Source organism: uncultured Desulfobulbus sp., from assembly GCF_963662935.2.
Classification (GTDB): Bacteria; Desulfobacterota; Desulfobulbia; order Desulfobulbales; family Desulfobulbaceae; genus Desulfobulbus.
On the sequence record NZ_CAXXTL010000002.1, the window covers coordinates 2,402,378 to 2,416,576 of the forward strand.

The window sequence follows — 14,199 nt, forward strand, 5'->3', positions numbered from 1 at the left end:
ATTTGGGAAAAAACTTTTCCGGCCCTGTTTGTCCGCTGTAGCAAGGAATGTTCGCTAGTTACTCAAGGTGTAAGCGAAAAAGGGCAGGGTAGCGGTTCTGCAAGGTGTGGGCAAGGGGAATCATAACCTCGCGCATGGACGGTTCGGCCGCCGGAGAGGTACGAAGAGAGAGAATATGTCGCCATTCAAGGAGATTGGTATAGACAATAATTTCAGTTTTGCAGGAATTGGGTAGGACTGTCCGGGCCGCCTGGGGCGATGAGGTCTGGAGAAGCCGTAGGTACTGTGCTTCCATCGCCTCCATGGATTGTTGCCAGATGGTGAACTCCTCGCTTTGCTCTTCGAAAAAAACGGGTTTGATAAAAGTCACTTCGTTGCCGAATTTGTCAGCGGAATAGCGGCAATATCGCTGGCTTTCCTGTAGAAAGGTGCAGGGACGATGGCGAACCAATTCATGGGTGACGGCCCGGTTGACAATGAACTTGACCGCCAGATACCGATGTTTGGCATGCAGCGGAGCGGCAAGCTGTTCCACATCCTTGAGAGCCATTTTGGCAATGGTAACCCCGGCAATTCTTTCCGGCGTATCATTGATAGGTAAGGTTTCGAAAAAGTAGGGATGCTGCTCCTTCAAGTAGTGGGCCATGGCACGGGAAAGAGTATCTTCGGGGTGAAAAAGCAGCATCTCGCGAAAGGTCCGGATGGAACCGGTGATCAGCAACCGATTGCCTTCCAGGCGGTCGATCTGCAAGAATTTGGGTTGGAGTGAAAAGAGGGCTTGGATCGGATCTGGAGTGGCGCAGGTAACGACCAGGGTGAGGACTCCCATCTCCAGGACAGAATTGTGGCCATTTTTCGCCATCTTCCTGACAAAGGGAATGGCAGAGTCGCTGTCGATCCGATTTTCACTCTTATAGCAAATACGGCCGCAGAATTCGATGCGGACCGGCAGGCTCTGCTGGTCAAGTTCATCAAGAATTGTGAAGCTTGGCTCAATTATGCGCATGGGCGGATCGACAGGGAAGTTGGGGATAAAAGAAAGGCGCTGCCGTTTAAGGGAGGCAGCGCCGGAGCGAACATTCCTAATTTCCCTCCCAGAAGGGGGACATGGCGCGGAGCTTGGTAATGATAGCCGGCATTTTTTCGAGGACAAAGTCGACCTCTTCCTCAGTGTTGTACACCGACAGGCTGAAGCGGATGGAACCGTGCGCCGCAGTGAACGGTACGCCCATGGCCCGGAGTACATGGGAGGGCTCCAGGGAGCCGGAGGTGCAGGCGGAACCGGAGGAGGCGCAGATGTTGTACTGGTTCATGTGCAGAAGGATGGACTCGCCCTCGACGTATTCGAAGCTGATATTGGCGGTGTTGGGCAGGCGTTGCTCAGGATGACCGTTGAGCAGGGACTTGGGAATCGTTGTCAGCAACCCCTTCTCCAACTTGTCGCGAAGCGCCCGCACCCTCGTGTTTTCTTCTTCCATCTTGTCAGCCGCCAGTTTGCAGGCCTTGCCCAGGCCGACAATAGCGGCGACATTTTCCGTGCCACCCCGACGACCATGTTCCTGATGGCCGCCGTTCAAGAACGGAACAAACGGGGTGCCCTTGCGGACGTACAAGACGCCGACCCCTTTGGGGGCATGGAGCTTGTGGCCGGAGATGGAGAGGAAATCGATTGCCGTTTCTTTGAGGTTGATTGGGATTTTCCCCACGGCCTGCACCGCATCGGTATGAAACAGGATGCCACGTTCCTTGGCGATTTTTGCCATTTCCTCTACCGGGAAAATGACCCCGGTCTCGTTGTTGGCCCACATGACGCTGACAATAGCGGTTTCATCGGTGAGGCTGTCCTTGAACCGTTGCAGATCCAAGGTGCCGTCCGCAGCGACCGGCAAGCGAGAGGTATGATATTTTCGGCCGGTAAAAATTTCCAAACTGTCGCAAAGGTTTTTAACAGCCGGGTGCTCCACTCTAGTGGTAACCACGTGGTTCTTTTCGGGATAGCTCTGAATAGCCGAGAAAATAGCCGTGGAGTCGCTTTCGGTGCCGCAGCTGGTGAAGACGATTTCTCCAGGATGGGCGCCGAGCAGATCGGCGATTTCCTGCCGAGCTTGGTTGATTGCCTGGCCGACTTGGCCGCCGAAGGTGTGCATGGACGAGGGATTGCCGTACAGCTCAGTCAGATACGGCATCATGGCGTCCAGCACCTCCGGGGCGATCCGGCTGGTAGCGTTGTTGTCCATGTAGATAACCTGCTCAGATAATCCAGCCATCACTTATCCTCCTCAACGATCAGGCTGTCGAGTACCTGTTCACGCAATTTCTTTTCGACATATTCTTTTAGAGTTGTCCGTGAGGAGTGGCATCCGGCGCAGGCGCCTCTCAGCGAAACCGTCACAAAATCGCCATCTACATCGATCAGCTGAATATCGCCGTCGTCCTTTTTCAGGGTTGGCTTGATCTCCCGTTCAATGACCTCTTCGATCTTCTTGATCTTCTCCAGTGTGGTCATGCGTTTTTGTTTCTTAAGGCCAACAGGTTGCGCGGGCAGTCCTTCCACCGTCTCTGCCAGAAGTCCGCGCAGCTTGCCCTCGCACTTGCCACATCCACCGCCAGCCTTGGTGAAATTGGTGATTTCCTCAACCGAGACCAGGGAGTTTTCCCTAATCGCCCGGATAATTTCCAGGTCGGTGACGCCGAAACATTCGCATACCACCTCGCCCTGAGCCATGGGCAGGATGGCACCGGTGTAGTCAGCGATGGCGGCCTCCAATGCTTCGCGCCCCATCACCGAGCAGTGCATTTTTTCCTTGGGCAGGCCGCCAAGCGCCTTAGCGATGTCGTCGTTAGTCAGCTTTTTAGCATCCTCCAGCTTCATTCCCTTGAGCATTTCGGTGAGCATGGAGGATGAGGCGATGGCCGAGGCGCAACCAAAAGTTTTGAATTTGGCGTCGGTGATTATTTTGTTTGCGTCGACCTTGATCGTCAGGCGCAGGGCGTCTCCGCAAGCGATGGAGCCGACATTGCCAACGCCGTCGGGATTTTCGATCTCACCGACATTTTTTGGATTGATGAAATGTTCCTGGACCTTCTCTGTATATTCCCACATGACGGTTCTCTGGGTTGATGGTTTTCGATGATCGCTCTCGACCCCTTTTGTTCAATGAGACAGGGGAAGAATACAATTTTCTACATTAGGGCAGGAGTCCTATTTCGGCAAGCATCGATTTGGCACTTTTTACCAGGAGCGAGGTTTCTTCTCGGTTGCGGGCCTCCACATAAAACCGCACCTTGGGTTCGGTACCAGACGGGCGGATCATAATCCAGGAACCGTCGTCGAGAATCATCTTGCGGCCGTCGATGTCAATCACGGAGGCAATGGTTCTGTGGCCTTCGCCCACCTGGACCTGACTGCCCGGACTGTAAGCGCGGAGTTGATCGAGCGCCCGCAGCAGGCTTTCGCCCTGCTGGGAGACCGTGACGCCATCCCGGTCGGGATAATAGTGGCCGAAGGTGGCCTCGATCTCGGCGAGGTAGTGGCCGAGCGGCTTTTTCAGGGTCAGGACCATGTCGATAGCCAGGATCAGGCCGATGAAAGCGTCTTTTTCCGGGGTGTGACCGGTGATGGAGATACCGTCCGATTCCTCGAAGTAGACAAGTGCCTTGTTGATTACCGGTTTGAACTCTTTGAATCCGACTTTGGGTTCAAAGACCTCCTCTCCCAACTGGGTGGCCAGGGCGTTGGCAAAATTGCTGGAGGCCACTGTTTTGGCGACCATGCCCCGTTTGCCTTTGATCTCATGGAGAAAATGATAGGCCATGGCTCCGAATTGATTCATCGAGATTTCGATAGTTCCATCGGTGAAACGGATGCGATCACCGTCCGGATCGATGATGGCCCCAATTTTCAAGGGTTCGGGCCGAGCTGCCAAGGCCGCGATTACCGGCTGCATGTTGGTCGAGGAAGGTTCCGGGGCAATGCCGCCGAAGGTCGGGTCCTCGGTATCGCGCAGCACCAGCAGCCGTTCCGCTGGCGGATTGTTCAACAGCCGACTGAGATACTGGCGGGAAGCGCCGTGGACTGCATCGACGCAGACCACCACTTCATCGTTGGTGGCAAGGTCGGCCAACAGCCGGTCGTACTCGATACCGTGGCGGGCCGTACCGCTGCGGACCAGTTGCTGCCAGCTGATCAAGGCATCCTCCAAGACTATCCCCGGCAACTCTTTCAGTGGTTCTTGCAGGTCAAGTCCCGCTGGAATCAGGGGTACCTGGTCGAGCATCACATATTCCCCGGCGAGGCGGGTGATGGTATCGGTGAGGATCGTCGGGGCCGGGCCGGCATCGGCGGCATTGTATTTGAAGCCGCCGTATTCCAGCGGATTGTGGCTGGGGGTCAGGTTGATGGAGAACGCGGCCTTGCGGATCAGAACCGAGGCTGACAGGGCGCCGGTGGTGGCCTCGCCGGCGTAAAAAACTTTAACGCCGTTGGCGCAGAGGACATTGACCGCTGCCAAGGCGAGCAGGGGGCCGCCGAAGCGGTTGTCGAAGCCAACCACGCAGCCGCGCTGTTGCATTTCGGCAAAACTGTCTACCCCCAGAGCGAGCCGCAGTTCCTCATTGCCCCCTGCTTCCCGGTACAGGCTGAGGATGGCGGCAGTGACCACAGCCACCGAGCGCACGGTGAGATCTTTGCCCAAGGTGCCGCGCCAGCCGGAAGTGCCAAATTGAATAGGGTGCGAAGGCTGTCCCGTATTGGTCAGCATTTCGTCCCTGATTAACTGATACACCTGATCAATTCCGGCTTGCCACTGCTGCCTGACTGAGGGCTTCGCTTCCAGATTTCGGCCCTCGACCAATCGTTTGATCGCGTCGAAATACCTGCTTTTAGTAGGATTTTTTTCAACAATATAGCGGCTGGATATCTCTTGGATTTCGTGTTCGCTGGTCATGTCGGCTCCGTATTGGGGGAGGTGTTCGGCTCGTATTGAAATAATGAAAACATTACGTCAATATAGCCCTTTGCGATATTCTTGGCAAGGTGCTACCGGGCAGTCCGTCACCTGGGCTGTTGCAAGGAAACAAAACAGACGGACGTTTCGGTTGACCAGTTGGGTTTTTTTTTTTACTGTCTACAACTTACAGAATTATACGCCGGTTGCCGACGACAAATGGTTTGAGGAACGGGCTTGGCCCAGCAGACGGTTTCTTTTCACAAGGGAGCACGAGATGAAACACCAACACGAAACAGCACTCATTCTCTGGTTTGACGACATCGGCATCGAGGATGTGCCGATAGTGGGCGGCAAGAACGCTTCCTTGGGTGAAATGCATCAGAAGTTGACGGCGCAGGGGGTGGCGGTGCCCAATGGGTATGCCATCACCGCCTTTGCCTATCGCTACCTCCTCAAAGAGGCGGGGGTCGAGGCTGCCATTCGCGACGCCCTGGCCGGGCTGGACACCCACGATCTGCGCAACCTCCAGGAGCGTGGCGCTAAAGCGCGGGACATCGTCCGCACCGCCGAGTTCCCTGCCGACCTGCGCCAGGCGATCATCAGCGCCTACAACAAGATGGAAGAGGAATATGGCCAGGGCGTCGATGTTGCCGTCCGCTCTTCCGCCACTGCCGAGGACCTGCCGGACGCCTCCTTTGCCGGTCAGCAGGACACCTACCTCAATATCCGTGGGCCGGAAGCTGTGATTGATGCCTGCAAGCGCTGCTTTGCCTCCCTGTTTACGGATCGAGCCATCTCGTATCGCCATGAAAAGGGGTTCGGTCAGTTCGATGTCTATCTCTCGATCGTGGTGCAGAAGATGGTGCGCTCCGATTCCGCTTGCTCCGGCGTTATGTTTTCCATCGATACCGAGTCGGGCTTCAAGGATGCCGTTTTTCTGACGGGCTCCTGGGGACTGGGAGAAAATGTGGTCCAGGGTGCGGTCAATCCGGACGAGTACTACATCTTCAAACCGACCCTCAAGGAGGGCAAGCGGCCGATTGTCGGCAAGCGGGTGGGATCCAAGGAGATCAAGATGGTCTACAACAATGATCCCGGCGCCGAGGAACCGGTCAAAAACATCGAGACGACAGTTGAGGAGCAAGGCTCCTACATTCTCAGCGACGACGAGATCCTGCAATTGGCTCGCTGGGCCTGCATCATAGAGGACCATTACAACCGGCCAATGGATATTGAGTGGGCCAAGGATGGCGACGGCAAGACCGTGGGCACCGGAGGGCTGTTCATCGTTCAGGCTCGACCGGAAACCGTGCATTCCCAGGCCTGCACCCGGACCATGGAAACCTATGTACTCAAGGAGAAGGGCGCGCTGCTGGCCAAGGGCCAGGCGGTCGGCGCCAAGATCGGCCAGGGAATCACCAGGGTCCTCAATAACGTCAGTCAGATCCACGATTTCAGGGCCGGAGAGGTGCTGGTCACCGATATGACCGACCCCGACTGGGAGCCGGTCATGAAAACCGCCGGCGCTATCGTCACCAACCGTGGCGGCCGGACCTGTCATGCAGCGATTATTTCCCGCGAGTTGGGCATTCCCTGTGTGATTGGCACGGAAAACGGGACCAAAATGATTAAGGACGGTCAGCAGGTCACTGTTTCTTGCGCCGAGGGTGAAACCGGCCACATCTATGACGGGTTGCTCAAATTTGAGGTTGAAACTTTGGACCTCGAAAACATTCCGGCCACCCGGACCAAGATCATGATGAATGTCGGGTTGCCGGAGAAGGCTTTCGTCGAGGCGCAACTACCCAACGAGGGGGTTGGGTTGGCGCGCGAGGAATTTATCATCAACTCGCATATCGGCATCCATCCCCTGGCTCTGATCAATTACGAGAAACTGCGCGAGCGCGCGGATGAGAACGATGAAATTTTCGACATTATCGAGGAAATCGACCATCGAACCTCGGCCTACCCCGGTGACAAACGCCAGTATTTCATCGATAAACTGGCCGAGGGCGTCGGCCGGATCGGGGCCGGTTTTTACCCCAAGGACGTTATTGTCCGGTTGTCTGATTTCAAATCCAACGAATACGCCAATTTAATTGGCGGCCATCTCTACGAGCCCGAGGAATCCAACCCTATGATCGGCTGGCGCGGAGCTTCCCGCTACTACGATCCGCGCTACAAGGCGGCCTTTGAGCTGGAATGCAAGGCCCTGCTTAAGGCGCGCAATGACATGGGGCTGACTAACATCAAACTGATGGTGCCGTTTTGCCGCACCCCGGAAGAGGGGCGCAGGGTGATCGAAGTGCTGCGGGAATTCGGCCTGGTGCAGGGCGAGAACGGCCTGGAGGTCTACGTGATGTGCGAGATCCCCTCCAATGTCATCAGCGCCGATGCATTTTGCGATGTCTTTGACGGGTTTTCCATCGGTTCCAATGATCTGACCCAATTGACGCTGGGGCTTGATCGCGACTCCGATCTGGTGGCGCACATCTACGACGAGCGCAACGAGGCGGTAAAGACTTTGATTAAAATGGTGATTGCCACAGCCAAGCGCCGGGGGCGCAAGATTGGTATCTGTGGCCAGGCGCCGTCAGATTTTCCGGACTTCGCCACCTTCTTGGTCGAGGAAGGCATCGATTCGATCAGTCTCGTTTCAGATACGGTGGTGAAAACCAGATTGGCCATTGCGGCCAAGGAGCGGGAATTGGGCATTACCCCGTAAGCAATTGCGGAGTGGAAAAAATGGCCTGGCGGGATGGTATGTCCCGCCAGGCTTTTATTACGATTTTGCATCCTCGAGCGGTTTGGCCTCGTCGATCAGCATAATCGGGATGTTATCGCGGATTTCAAACACCAACCGGCAGGCGCGGCAGATAATCCCGTTTTGCTCTTGATTCAATGTAACCGGGCCCTTGCACTGCGGGCAGGCCAGGATTTCCAGCAATTCCTTTTTGATCATCTTTCCATTCCCCGAGCGTTTTTGGCTTTTCTGAGGCGGCATTGCCTCGCTTTTTTTTCAATGCTTTTCCCTGACTGATCCGGCCAGGAGAAAGAGTGGTCTTCTTTCGAGGTATTGTACTGTATTGCCGTCAGAGGGTAAAGCGGCTTGCGGAATAGCGTGTTTGAAAATGGTTGCGGGAAATATTTGTGAGCGGTTCGTTATCCTGATAAGCATGGAGCGTTTTTTTTGCTTCTTGCGAGCCCTTTCCTCGCAAGGAGACAATGGCAAAGAGGTGTGAAACGTTGTTCGCAACAGAATCTTGTTTTCCAGCAAAGTATGCGTTTGTGTAGGTGTGGCTGATAAGGCTCAGGGGTCGTTAAAAAAAGTATCTCGCTTGCGCAAGTTCCACCGCATCACAGTTCTCGATTTGCTGTTGCCGAGCATCTTGACCGGCGAGGCAATCGGCCGTGAGAAACTGGCTCTGCTAAGTCACGGCGGGTTTTGCCGCAACTGCAAGCAATGCCGGTATTCGATCTGCAGTTTCGGCAAGGCGTAACCGGAAAACACGACCATCTTTCTCTTTTTTGACGGAACTCTTTGCATCTAGCCTCTTTGACGAATAGAAGCTGTATCTCTTGTTCAATTGCGGTATAATAAACAAATGTGTTATAGTTCGTATAGATAAAGTCCCAGTCCCCCTGATGCGAGGCGCGACCATGCTGAATCGATATCCTTTGGTGCTTGGAATATGGGTTTTGCTTGTTTTCTTTTGTAATCCCCCCCTTTGGGCTGTTACCCGGCTTGATGCTGCCTTTGGTCTCAACGGCCGGGTGGCTGTTGAGCTGGGGGTGAAGAACAGTGGCCATGCGGTGGTTGTCCAACCGGATCGTAAGATCGTGGTCGCCGGCTCTTCTTCTAAGGGAAACGTCTTTAATTTTTCTCTCCTTCGTTTTAACAAAAACGGTTCGCTCGATTCCACTTTTAATGGTGACGGTTCGGTTATCACCTCCCTTTCCGTTGGCGACGACGAGGCTTTGGCGCTTGGTCTGCTCTCAGATGATCGAATTATCGCCGCTGGGTACAGTCACAATGGGAAGGATCGGGATCTGGCCTTAGTATGTTTTCGTCCGGATGGTTCCCTTGATAAAAGTTTCGGTGATGCTGGGGTTGTGCTGACCTCAATCGGTAATGGCAATGAGGAAATTACTGCCTTGACGATCAGTCCCTCCAATAAGATTACTGTTGTCGGATCGACTGAAGGAACGGCAGGCAGGGTTTTGGTGACCGCCCGCTTCTTTGCCAATGGTGAGCTGGATGCCTCTTATGGTGAGCAGGGGGTCAGCCTGATAGGGATCGGTAAAGATGCCTCCGCCGAGGGGATTGTTGAACGGGAAGATGGAACGTATGTCGTTTCGGGATCCTACGAAGAGAATAAAAAATCATCGGCAATGTTGGTGGGGTTGAATGGGGACGGGACAGTTGATGCCGGTTTCGGTGATAAGGGGGTCGCGATCCCGACCGGGAATTTTGCCGCCAGCGAGGGCTATGGCTTGGCCACCGACGATGACGGCATGATCTATGTCGCCGGGGCGGTGGGGATTCCAGGCGGAAGGGATACCGCCCTTTTTCGTTTTACCCGGAACGGCAAGGCTGATTCGGCGTTTGGCGATCAAGGTGTTATGGTGACTCAAATCAGCAAAGAAGACGATGTCCTTTACGATGTCGATGCGGGTAAGAATGGGGTGGCCGCAAGCGGCTTTACCACCGATGCCGGTACTCGCCAGTTTTTACTGAACTCTTATTCTCAGGATGCTGCTGCGGCCGAGGCAACCGCCAGCATCCGGGGTGTGTCGGCGGGCAATGAGGGTGCCGCCTCGGAACTTCCGCCGGTCCAGGAAGTGCGGGTGAACGGCAAAAGCAAGGTCCAGATCAGGCGATTGCAGGTATGGAGCAACGAAGTCCAAATCCGGGAATTGCAGTTGTCGGGGGACTCCTTCGGCAATTCCGCTGTCTGGCAAGCTCCCCAGATTTTGGCCTCAGGCAAGGTCGATCCCGGTTTAGACCGGCTGCTCTCCCATACCAGCCAGCAGATTGGGGAATTTTTCCTGCCCGCCGCCCATGCAGTGGAGGGCTTGTGGCCGGAAACAGCGGCTGGGACATTTTCATCCCGCAGTATCACCACCACCTTTAGTGAGGGCGAGGCTGTGAGTTATGCAGTGACCTCGGACGAAGAGGGGAACATTATCGTGGTGGGGACAGCCGACGGCAATAATGCCAGCTCGATTGTTGCCGCCCGCTTTGTGGCGGAGGATCTGGTTGACCGCATAACCAACAAACCCGGTCATCGAAGTAGCCATATCGCCACCACTGTTCCTGCCGATGTGACCAGAACCACCATGGTTACCGGAGGCGAAATCGCCGATTCCTTTGATAAAGAGGTCGTTCGCCGGGGAGTGGTGTTCAGCGTCCAACCTGGACCGGTGTATACAGGCAAGGGTGCCGTCGGCGGCAAAGGAATCTCAGCGGTGCCAACAGGCAAAGTTGATCCATTGGTCTCTTTCTTCCTGCCCGAAGCGGTGGCTGCCGATCCATCAGGCCCGCAGGTGACGAATACCGCCTCCGCAAACAACATTGTGCTCGAACAATTCATTTCCGAAGGGGAAACGGAAAACGGTACCGGAGTGGGTGGATACACGACTCTGATGGAGTCTCTCCTGCCCGGAACACTTTATTATATTCGGGCCTATGCCCTCACCGCCAAGGGTGAGGTGTATTACGGCAATCAGGTCAGTGTCAGAACCGCAGACGCCTGTTTTATTGCCACGGCCTCTTTCGGCACCTTGCTGCATCCCTGTGTTGGCATCCTCCGTGACTTCCGTGATGCTTTTCTTGTCAACCACAGTGCCGGCCGGTGGTTGGTTGACCGGTACTACACCCTTTCGCCGCCTTTGGCCGACTTTATTGCCGGCAACGCTGTGCTGCGTTTTGTGGTGCGGGCATTGCTTTTGCCACTTATCGGTTTTTCCTGGCTGGCCCTGAAAACGGGGCTGGGCATGACGTTGTTTCTTGTTGCCGGTGCGATGGTATTCTTGGGTTGGGTTGTGGACCGCATCCGTCAGCCGCTGAGCTTGGGGGGATGACGAACCCGCAGGGCCTGGTACGATGAGTGGATTTTTTTTAACTAAAGAGAAGAATAATGGGATTAAGACAAAATAAGGTGCATGCGCTCACCTGTACGCAGGGGTTCACCTTGATCGAACTGATGGTGGTGATGGTGATTCTCGGGATTCTTGCCGGGCTCATCGTTCCAAGGATTATGGATCGTCCTGAAGAAGCCCGGCGGACCAAAGCCGCCATCCAGATTCAATCAATTGAACAGGCTCTGAAACTGTATAAACTCGATAATGGTCAATATCCGATAACCGAACAGGGGTTACTTGCTCTAGTGGAGCCGCCTGCGACCGGTACGCTTGCCAAGAAATGGCGCACTGGCGGGTATCTGGAAAAAGGCAAGGTTCCCAAGGATCCCTGGGATAACGATTTTGTCTACATCTCTCCCGGGCTGCATGGCGATTATGACCTTACTTCCTACGGCCCTGACAATCAGTCTGGTGGGGAGGGGAAGGATGCGGACATCAATAATTGGGAACTGCAATAAAGAACTGGCTTGCTCTGTCCAGCCACCTTCATGCAACGCTCCCCCTTGAACAATAAAGCCTTCACCCTGCTTGAACTGATCGTGGTGATGGCTCTTATTGCCCTGATCGCCTCGTTCTCCGTGCCCCAGATTGCTCATTTCCTTTACGCTGACCAGTTGAAGGTTTCCGTGCGCAAGCTCATAGGCTTAATCCACCAGTCTTCACAATTGGCCCAGCGGCATCAGGCCCCGTATCTGCTCACGTATCAGCCCAAAGAGCGCACCTTTGTTGTTGGTCCGGAACAAGTCGAGGAAAAGGTAAAGGATAAGGTCATAAAAAAAGAAAACAGGCTGCAACTTGCCGATTCGGTGGCGGTTCGAGATCTTTGGTCATGGTACGGCGGTCCCCGCCCGTCCGATGCGTTCGTCATCCGCTTTACCAAAAACGGTTATGTTGAACCATCGATCATCCATCTGCGTAAGGAGGACGGCCAGGAGCTTTCCGTAATCTTGTCTCCGTTCCTTGGAAAAGTGAACATAGTGGACGGTTATGTCCTCCCGGAAAAGGAAACCTCGTTTCAATAGCCGCCCCCAGGGGGGGCTTCGCTGCAGTTCCGCAGGGTTTACCCTTCTTGAGGTGATGATTGCCGTTGCGCTTATTGCCATTGCCCTGGTCACCCTGATTGGGGCTCAGGCCCAAAGCATCTCCATTGCCACCGGGTCGCGATTCGAGACCATGGCCTCTCTGCTGGCGCAATGGAAACTGACGGAGTTCAATCTTCAGGACTATGAGCAGCTGACCAGTGGGGAAGGAAATTTTGGCGAAGAATACCCCCATTTTTTCTGGAAATCAGAAGTCAACGAACTTGCGGAGGATGAGACGGGAATCAAGGGGGCCAAAGGTCTCCTTAAGGCGGTTGATGTGACTGTTTGGGTCGATCAGGATACAACCCGGACGTACACCGTGCGGACCATATTGTATAAACAACCGGCAGCGAACAAGTAACCATGCGCGAGAACGGTTTTACTCTGTTGGAGGTCCTGCTGGCGACAACCGTTCTCGGAGTGGTCATGGCGATGCTGACTCTTTCGCTGTCCGCCACCCTGCGAGTGGTCGAGGCCACCGAGAAACAAGAACAGGTGTATTCCCTGGCCCAGATAGCCATGCGCCGAATCAGCGAGGACCTGACCGCCGCCGTCGCGGCTCCAGAGGGCATCTTTATCGGCCAGAAAAATGGGTTGCGTGATCGACGGGCCGATACGCTGGAGTTTACCTCTCAGGCCCATCTTGTCTTGAATCCGGAAAAGCAGAAGCCGGGGGTGGCACTTATCCGGTATCAACTGCAAGAGGATCCGGACGATGAACGCAGATTGAAATTGCTACGCTCGGATACCCCGGTGCTCCCCGGCGTTGACCCCCCCAAGGGCCTCTCGAAAGATGAGGGGACGGACCCGGCCTTTCTGCTCGCCGACACCCTGCGCGCGGTTCAATTTAGTTATTTCAACCGAGAAGGTCGGGAATTTGACAGTTGGCGGAAGGAGCCAAGCTCTGGGGAGGAGGAAACATCCGGAGAACTACCGGCCGCCGTTCACTGCACCTTGGATTTTTGGCTTGACCCGGACAAGGAGATTTCGCAATCCTTCAGCACCCGGATATTGCTGCCTGCGGAGGCTCCAGGTGAGCATTGAACGGGTAGTCGGCAACCAGTCAGGCATGGCTCTGGTGCTGACCCTGCTGACGATCAGCTTTCTGGTGGCGATCACCGTGCAACTCATGATGACCGTTGATCGGCAGGTCTCTGTCTCGACCGCCCAGCGGGAACAGGTGCGGCTTGACGGCATGGTGCTTGCCGGATTGAATCTGGCCCGGGCTGCCTTGGCAGCAGATCAGAAAGAAAATGCCCATGAATCCCTCCATGACGCGTGGGCCACCTTCGACCCGGATAGGTTCAAGGCCCTGGCTGGTGATGTCATCCTCAAGATTTTGGTGACCGATCTGAGCGGAAGGCTGCAGGTGAATGCGCTTGGCGATAGCGCCAAAGAGAAGTATCGGGAAGCGTGGTTGCGCTTGCTCTTGTCCGGCCGTTTCGCCATAGCCGGCAGGGATGAGGCTGAGGCCCTGCTTGACGCACTCGGCGACTGGGTCGATCAGGATAAAGATGAGCGGCAAGAGGGCGCGGAGGAACAATACTATCGGACGCTCAATCCCCCTTATTCCTGCCGAAACGGCCCCGTTGCCACCCCCGAGGAGCTGCTTCTGGTCAAGGGGATGACTCCGGTGCTTTTGTTCGGCGACGCCGACCATGAAGGTCTGGTCAATTCGATCACAGTGATGGGCGAAGACGGTAAAGTCAACCTGAATACAGCGCCGTTGCCGGTCTTGCAAGCCTTGTCACCGGAAATGACTCAAAAAATGGCACAGGAATTGATAGAGTTCCGAGAAGATCAACGGTATGCTCAATTGTTGTTGAACTCTGACTGGTACCGGCAGGTAAGCGGGTTTCCCCGTTCGATCGATTTCGGCACTGACTTGTTGACTGTGACCGGTAAATATTTCAAAGTAACAGTCAGTGCAACCCTTCATGAGTACAACCGTATCGGAACCGGAGTTCTTCTCCGGAGCGATGAGCAGCGGCTCACTCTCCTGAACTGGAAGCTGGAGTGACCCC

At 55.0% G+C, this 14,199-nt stretch carries 13 protein-coding genes; 8 read left to right on the plus strand and 5 right to left on the minus strand.

Annotation, left to right across the window (positions count from 1 at the left end; all coding sequences use genetic code 11):
• Positions 1 to 58: 58 nt before the first annotated feature.
• The 4 genes from ACHZCX_RS14900 to ACHZCX_RS14915 form a co-directional block, all read right to left on the minus strand.
• Positions 59 to 1,006, minus strand: a complete 948-nt coding sequence (locus ACHZCX_RS14900; RefSeq protein ID WP_319587992.1) for an FAD-dependent thymidylate synthase — start codon at positions 1,004 to 1,006, stop codon at positions 59 to 61.
• Positions 1,007 to 1,082: 76 nt separating this feature from the next.
• Complete coding sequence (gene nifS, locus ACHZCX_RS14905) at positions 1,083 to 2,267, minus strand: cysteine desulfurase NifS (RefSeq protein WP_319587993.1); 1,185 nt, start codon at positions 2,265 to 2,267, stop codon at positions 1,083 to 1,085.
• The gene (gene nifU, locus ACHZCX_RS14910) at positions 2,267 to 3,103 is read right to left on the minus strand and encodes a Fe-S cluster assembly protein NifU (protein WP_319587994.1); all 837 of its coding nucleotides are present in this window, start codon (positions 3,101 to 3,103) and stop codon (positions 2,267 to 2,269) included. Before nifU ends, nifS begins: the two co-directional genes overlap by 1 nt.
• An 85-nt stretch (positions 3,104 to 3,188) precedes the next feature.
• Positions 3,189 to 4,946 carry a phosphoglucomutase gene (locus ACHZCX_RS14915; RefSeq protein WP_319587995.1) on the minus strand — a complete coding sequence of 586 codons (1,758 nt, stop codon included), beginning with the start codon at positions 4,944 to 4,946 and terminating at the stop codon, positions 3,189 to 3,191.
• 277 nt (positions 4,947 to 5,223) lie between these two features.
• On the opposite strand from ACHZCX_RS14915, the gene ppsA reads away from it, so the two are divergent.
• Entirely contained in the window at positions 5,224 to 7,674 is a 2,451-nt protein-coding gene (gene ppsA, locus ACHZCX_RS14920) for a phosphoenolpyruvate synthase (protein WP_319587996.1), read from the plus strand.
• A 57-nt stretch (positions 7,675 to 7,731) separates the two neighbouring features.
• Here ppsA and ACHZCX_RS14925 read toward each other — a convergent pair whose 3' ends face one another.
• Positions 7,732 to 7,911, minus strand: a complete 180-nt coding sequence (locus ACHZCX_RS14925) for a Trm112 family protein (RefSeq protein WP_319587997.1) — start codon at positions 7,909 to 7,911, stop codon at positions 7,732 to 7,734.
• Positions 7,912 to 8,245: 334 nt separating this feature from the next.
• Here ACHZCX_RS14925 and ACHZCX_RS14930 point away from each other — a divergent pair, with 334 nt between their 5' ends.
• The 7 genes from ACHZCX_RS14930 to gspK all read left to right on the plus strand — a co-directional run bounded on the left by ACHZCX_RS14930 (position 8,246) and on the right by gspK (position 14,195).
• Positions 8,246 to 8,449: a hypothetical protein gene (locus ACHZCX_RS14930; RefSeq protein ID WP_319587998.1), complete on the plus strand. Its 204-nt coding sequence runs from the start codon at positions 8,246 to 8,248 to the stop codon at positions 8,447 to 8,449.
• A gap of 199 nt (positions 8,450 to 8,648) precedes the next feature.
• Entirely contained in the window at positions 8,649 to 11,033 is a 2,385-nt protein-coding gene (locus ACHZCX_RS14935) for a delta-60 repeat domain-containing protein (protein ID WP_319587999.1), read from the plus strand.
• Positions 11,034 to 11,089: 56 nt separating this feature from the next.
• Entirely contained in the window at positions 11,090 to 11,551 is a 462-nt protein-coding gene (gspG, locus tag ACHZCX_RS14940; protein WP_319588000.1) for a type II secretion system major pseudopilin GspG, read from the plus strand.
• Between the two features lie 30 nt (positions 11,552 to 11,581).
• Entirely contained in the window at positions 11,582 to 12,115 is a 534-nt protein-coding gene (locus ACHZCX_RS14945) for a Tfp pilus assembly protein FimT/FimU (protein WP_394708796.1), read from the plus strand.
• On the plus strand, positions 12,081 to 12,536 hold the full coding sequence (locus tag ACHZCX_RS14950; protein WP_319588002.1) for a prepilin-type N-terminal cleavage/methylation domain-containing protein: 456 nt from the start codon (positions 12,081 to 12,083) through the stop codon (positions 12,534 to 12,536). The genes ACHZCX_RS14945 and ACHZCX_RS14950 overlap by 35 nt, the downstream gene beginning before the upstream one ends.
• Before the next feature lie 2 nt (positions 12,537 to 12,538).
• Positions 12,539 to 13,219, plus strand: a complete 681-nt coding sequence (locus tag ACHZCX_RS14955; RefSeq protein WP_319588003.1) for a prepilin-type N-terminal cleavage/methylation domain-containing protein — start codon at positions 12,539 to 12,541, stop codon at positions 13,217 to 13,219.
• A complete protein-coding gene (gene gspK / locus ACHZCX_RS14960) occupies positions 13,209 to 14,195 on the plus strand; it encodes a type II secretion system minor pseudopilin GspK (RefSeq protein ID WP_319588004.1) in 987 nt (328 codons plus the stop codon). The genes ACHZCX_RS14955 and gspK overlap by 11 nt, the downstream gene beginning before the upstream one ends.
• The last annotated feature ends 4 nt before the right edge of the window (positions 14,196 to 14,199 follow it).

What these genes read in the sequence shown, in the direction of transcription:
- ACHZCX_RS14900 (WP_319587992.1), bottom strand. Translation starts at nt 1,006, where the DNA reads ATGCGCATAATTGAGCCAAGCTTCACAATTCTTGATGAACTTGACCAG.
- nifS (WP_319587993.1), bottom strand. Translation starts at nt 2,267, where the DNA reads ATGGCTGGATTATCTGAGCAGGTTATCTACATGGACAACAACGCTACC.
- nifU (WP_319587994.1), bottom strand. Translation starts at nt 3,103, where the DNA reads ATGTGGGAATATACAGAGAAGGTCCAGGAACATTTCATCAATCCAAAA.
- ACHZCX_RS14915 (WP_319587995.1), bottom strand. Translation starts at nt 4,946, where the DNA reads ATGACCAGCGAACACGAAATCCAAGAGATATCCAGCCGCTATATTGTT.
- ppsA (WP_319587996.1), top strand. Translation starts at nt 5,224, where the DNA reads ATGAAACACCAACACGAAACAGCACTCATTCTCTGGTTTGACGACATC.
- ACHZCX_RS14925 (WP_319587997.1), bottom strand. Translation starts at nt 7,911, where the DNA reads ATGATCAAAAAGGAATTGCTGGAAATCCTGGCCTGCCCGCAGTGCAAG.
- gspG (WP_319588000.1), top strand. Translation starts at nt 11,090, where the DNA reads ATGGGATTAAGACAAAATAAGGTGCATGCGCTCACCTGTACGCAGGGG.
- ACHZCX_RS14945 (WP_394708796.1), top strand. Translation starts at nt 11,582, where the DNA reads ATGCAACGCTCCCCCTTGAACAATAAAGCCTTCACCCTGCTTGAACTG.
- ACHZCX_RS14950 (WP_319588002.1), top strand. Translation starts at nt 12,081, where the DNA reads ATGTCCTCCCGGAAAAGGAAACCTCGTTTCAATAGCCGCCCCCAGGGG.
- ACHZCX_RS14955 (WP_319588003.1), top strand. Translation starts at nt 12,539, where the DNA reads ATGCGCGAGAACGGTTTTACTCTGTTGGAGGTCCTGCTGGCGACAACC.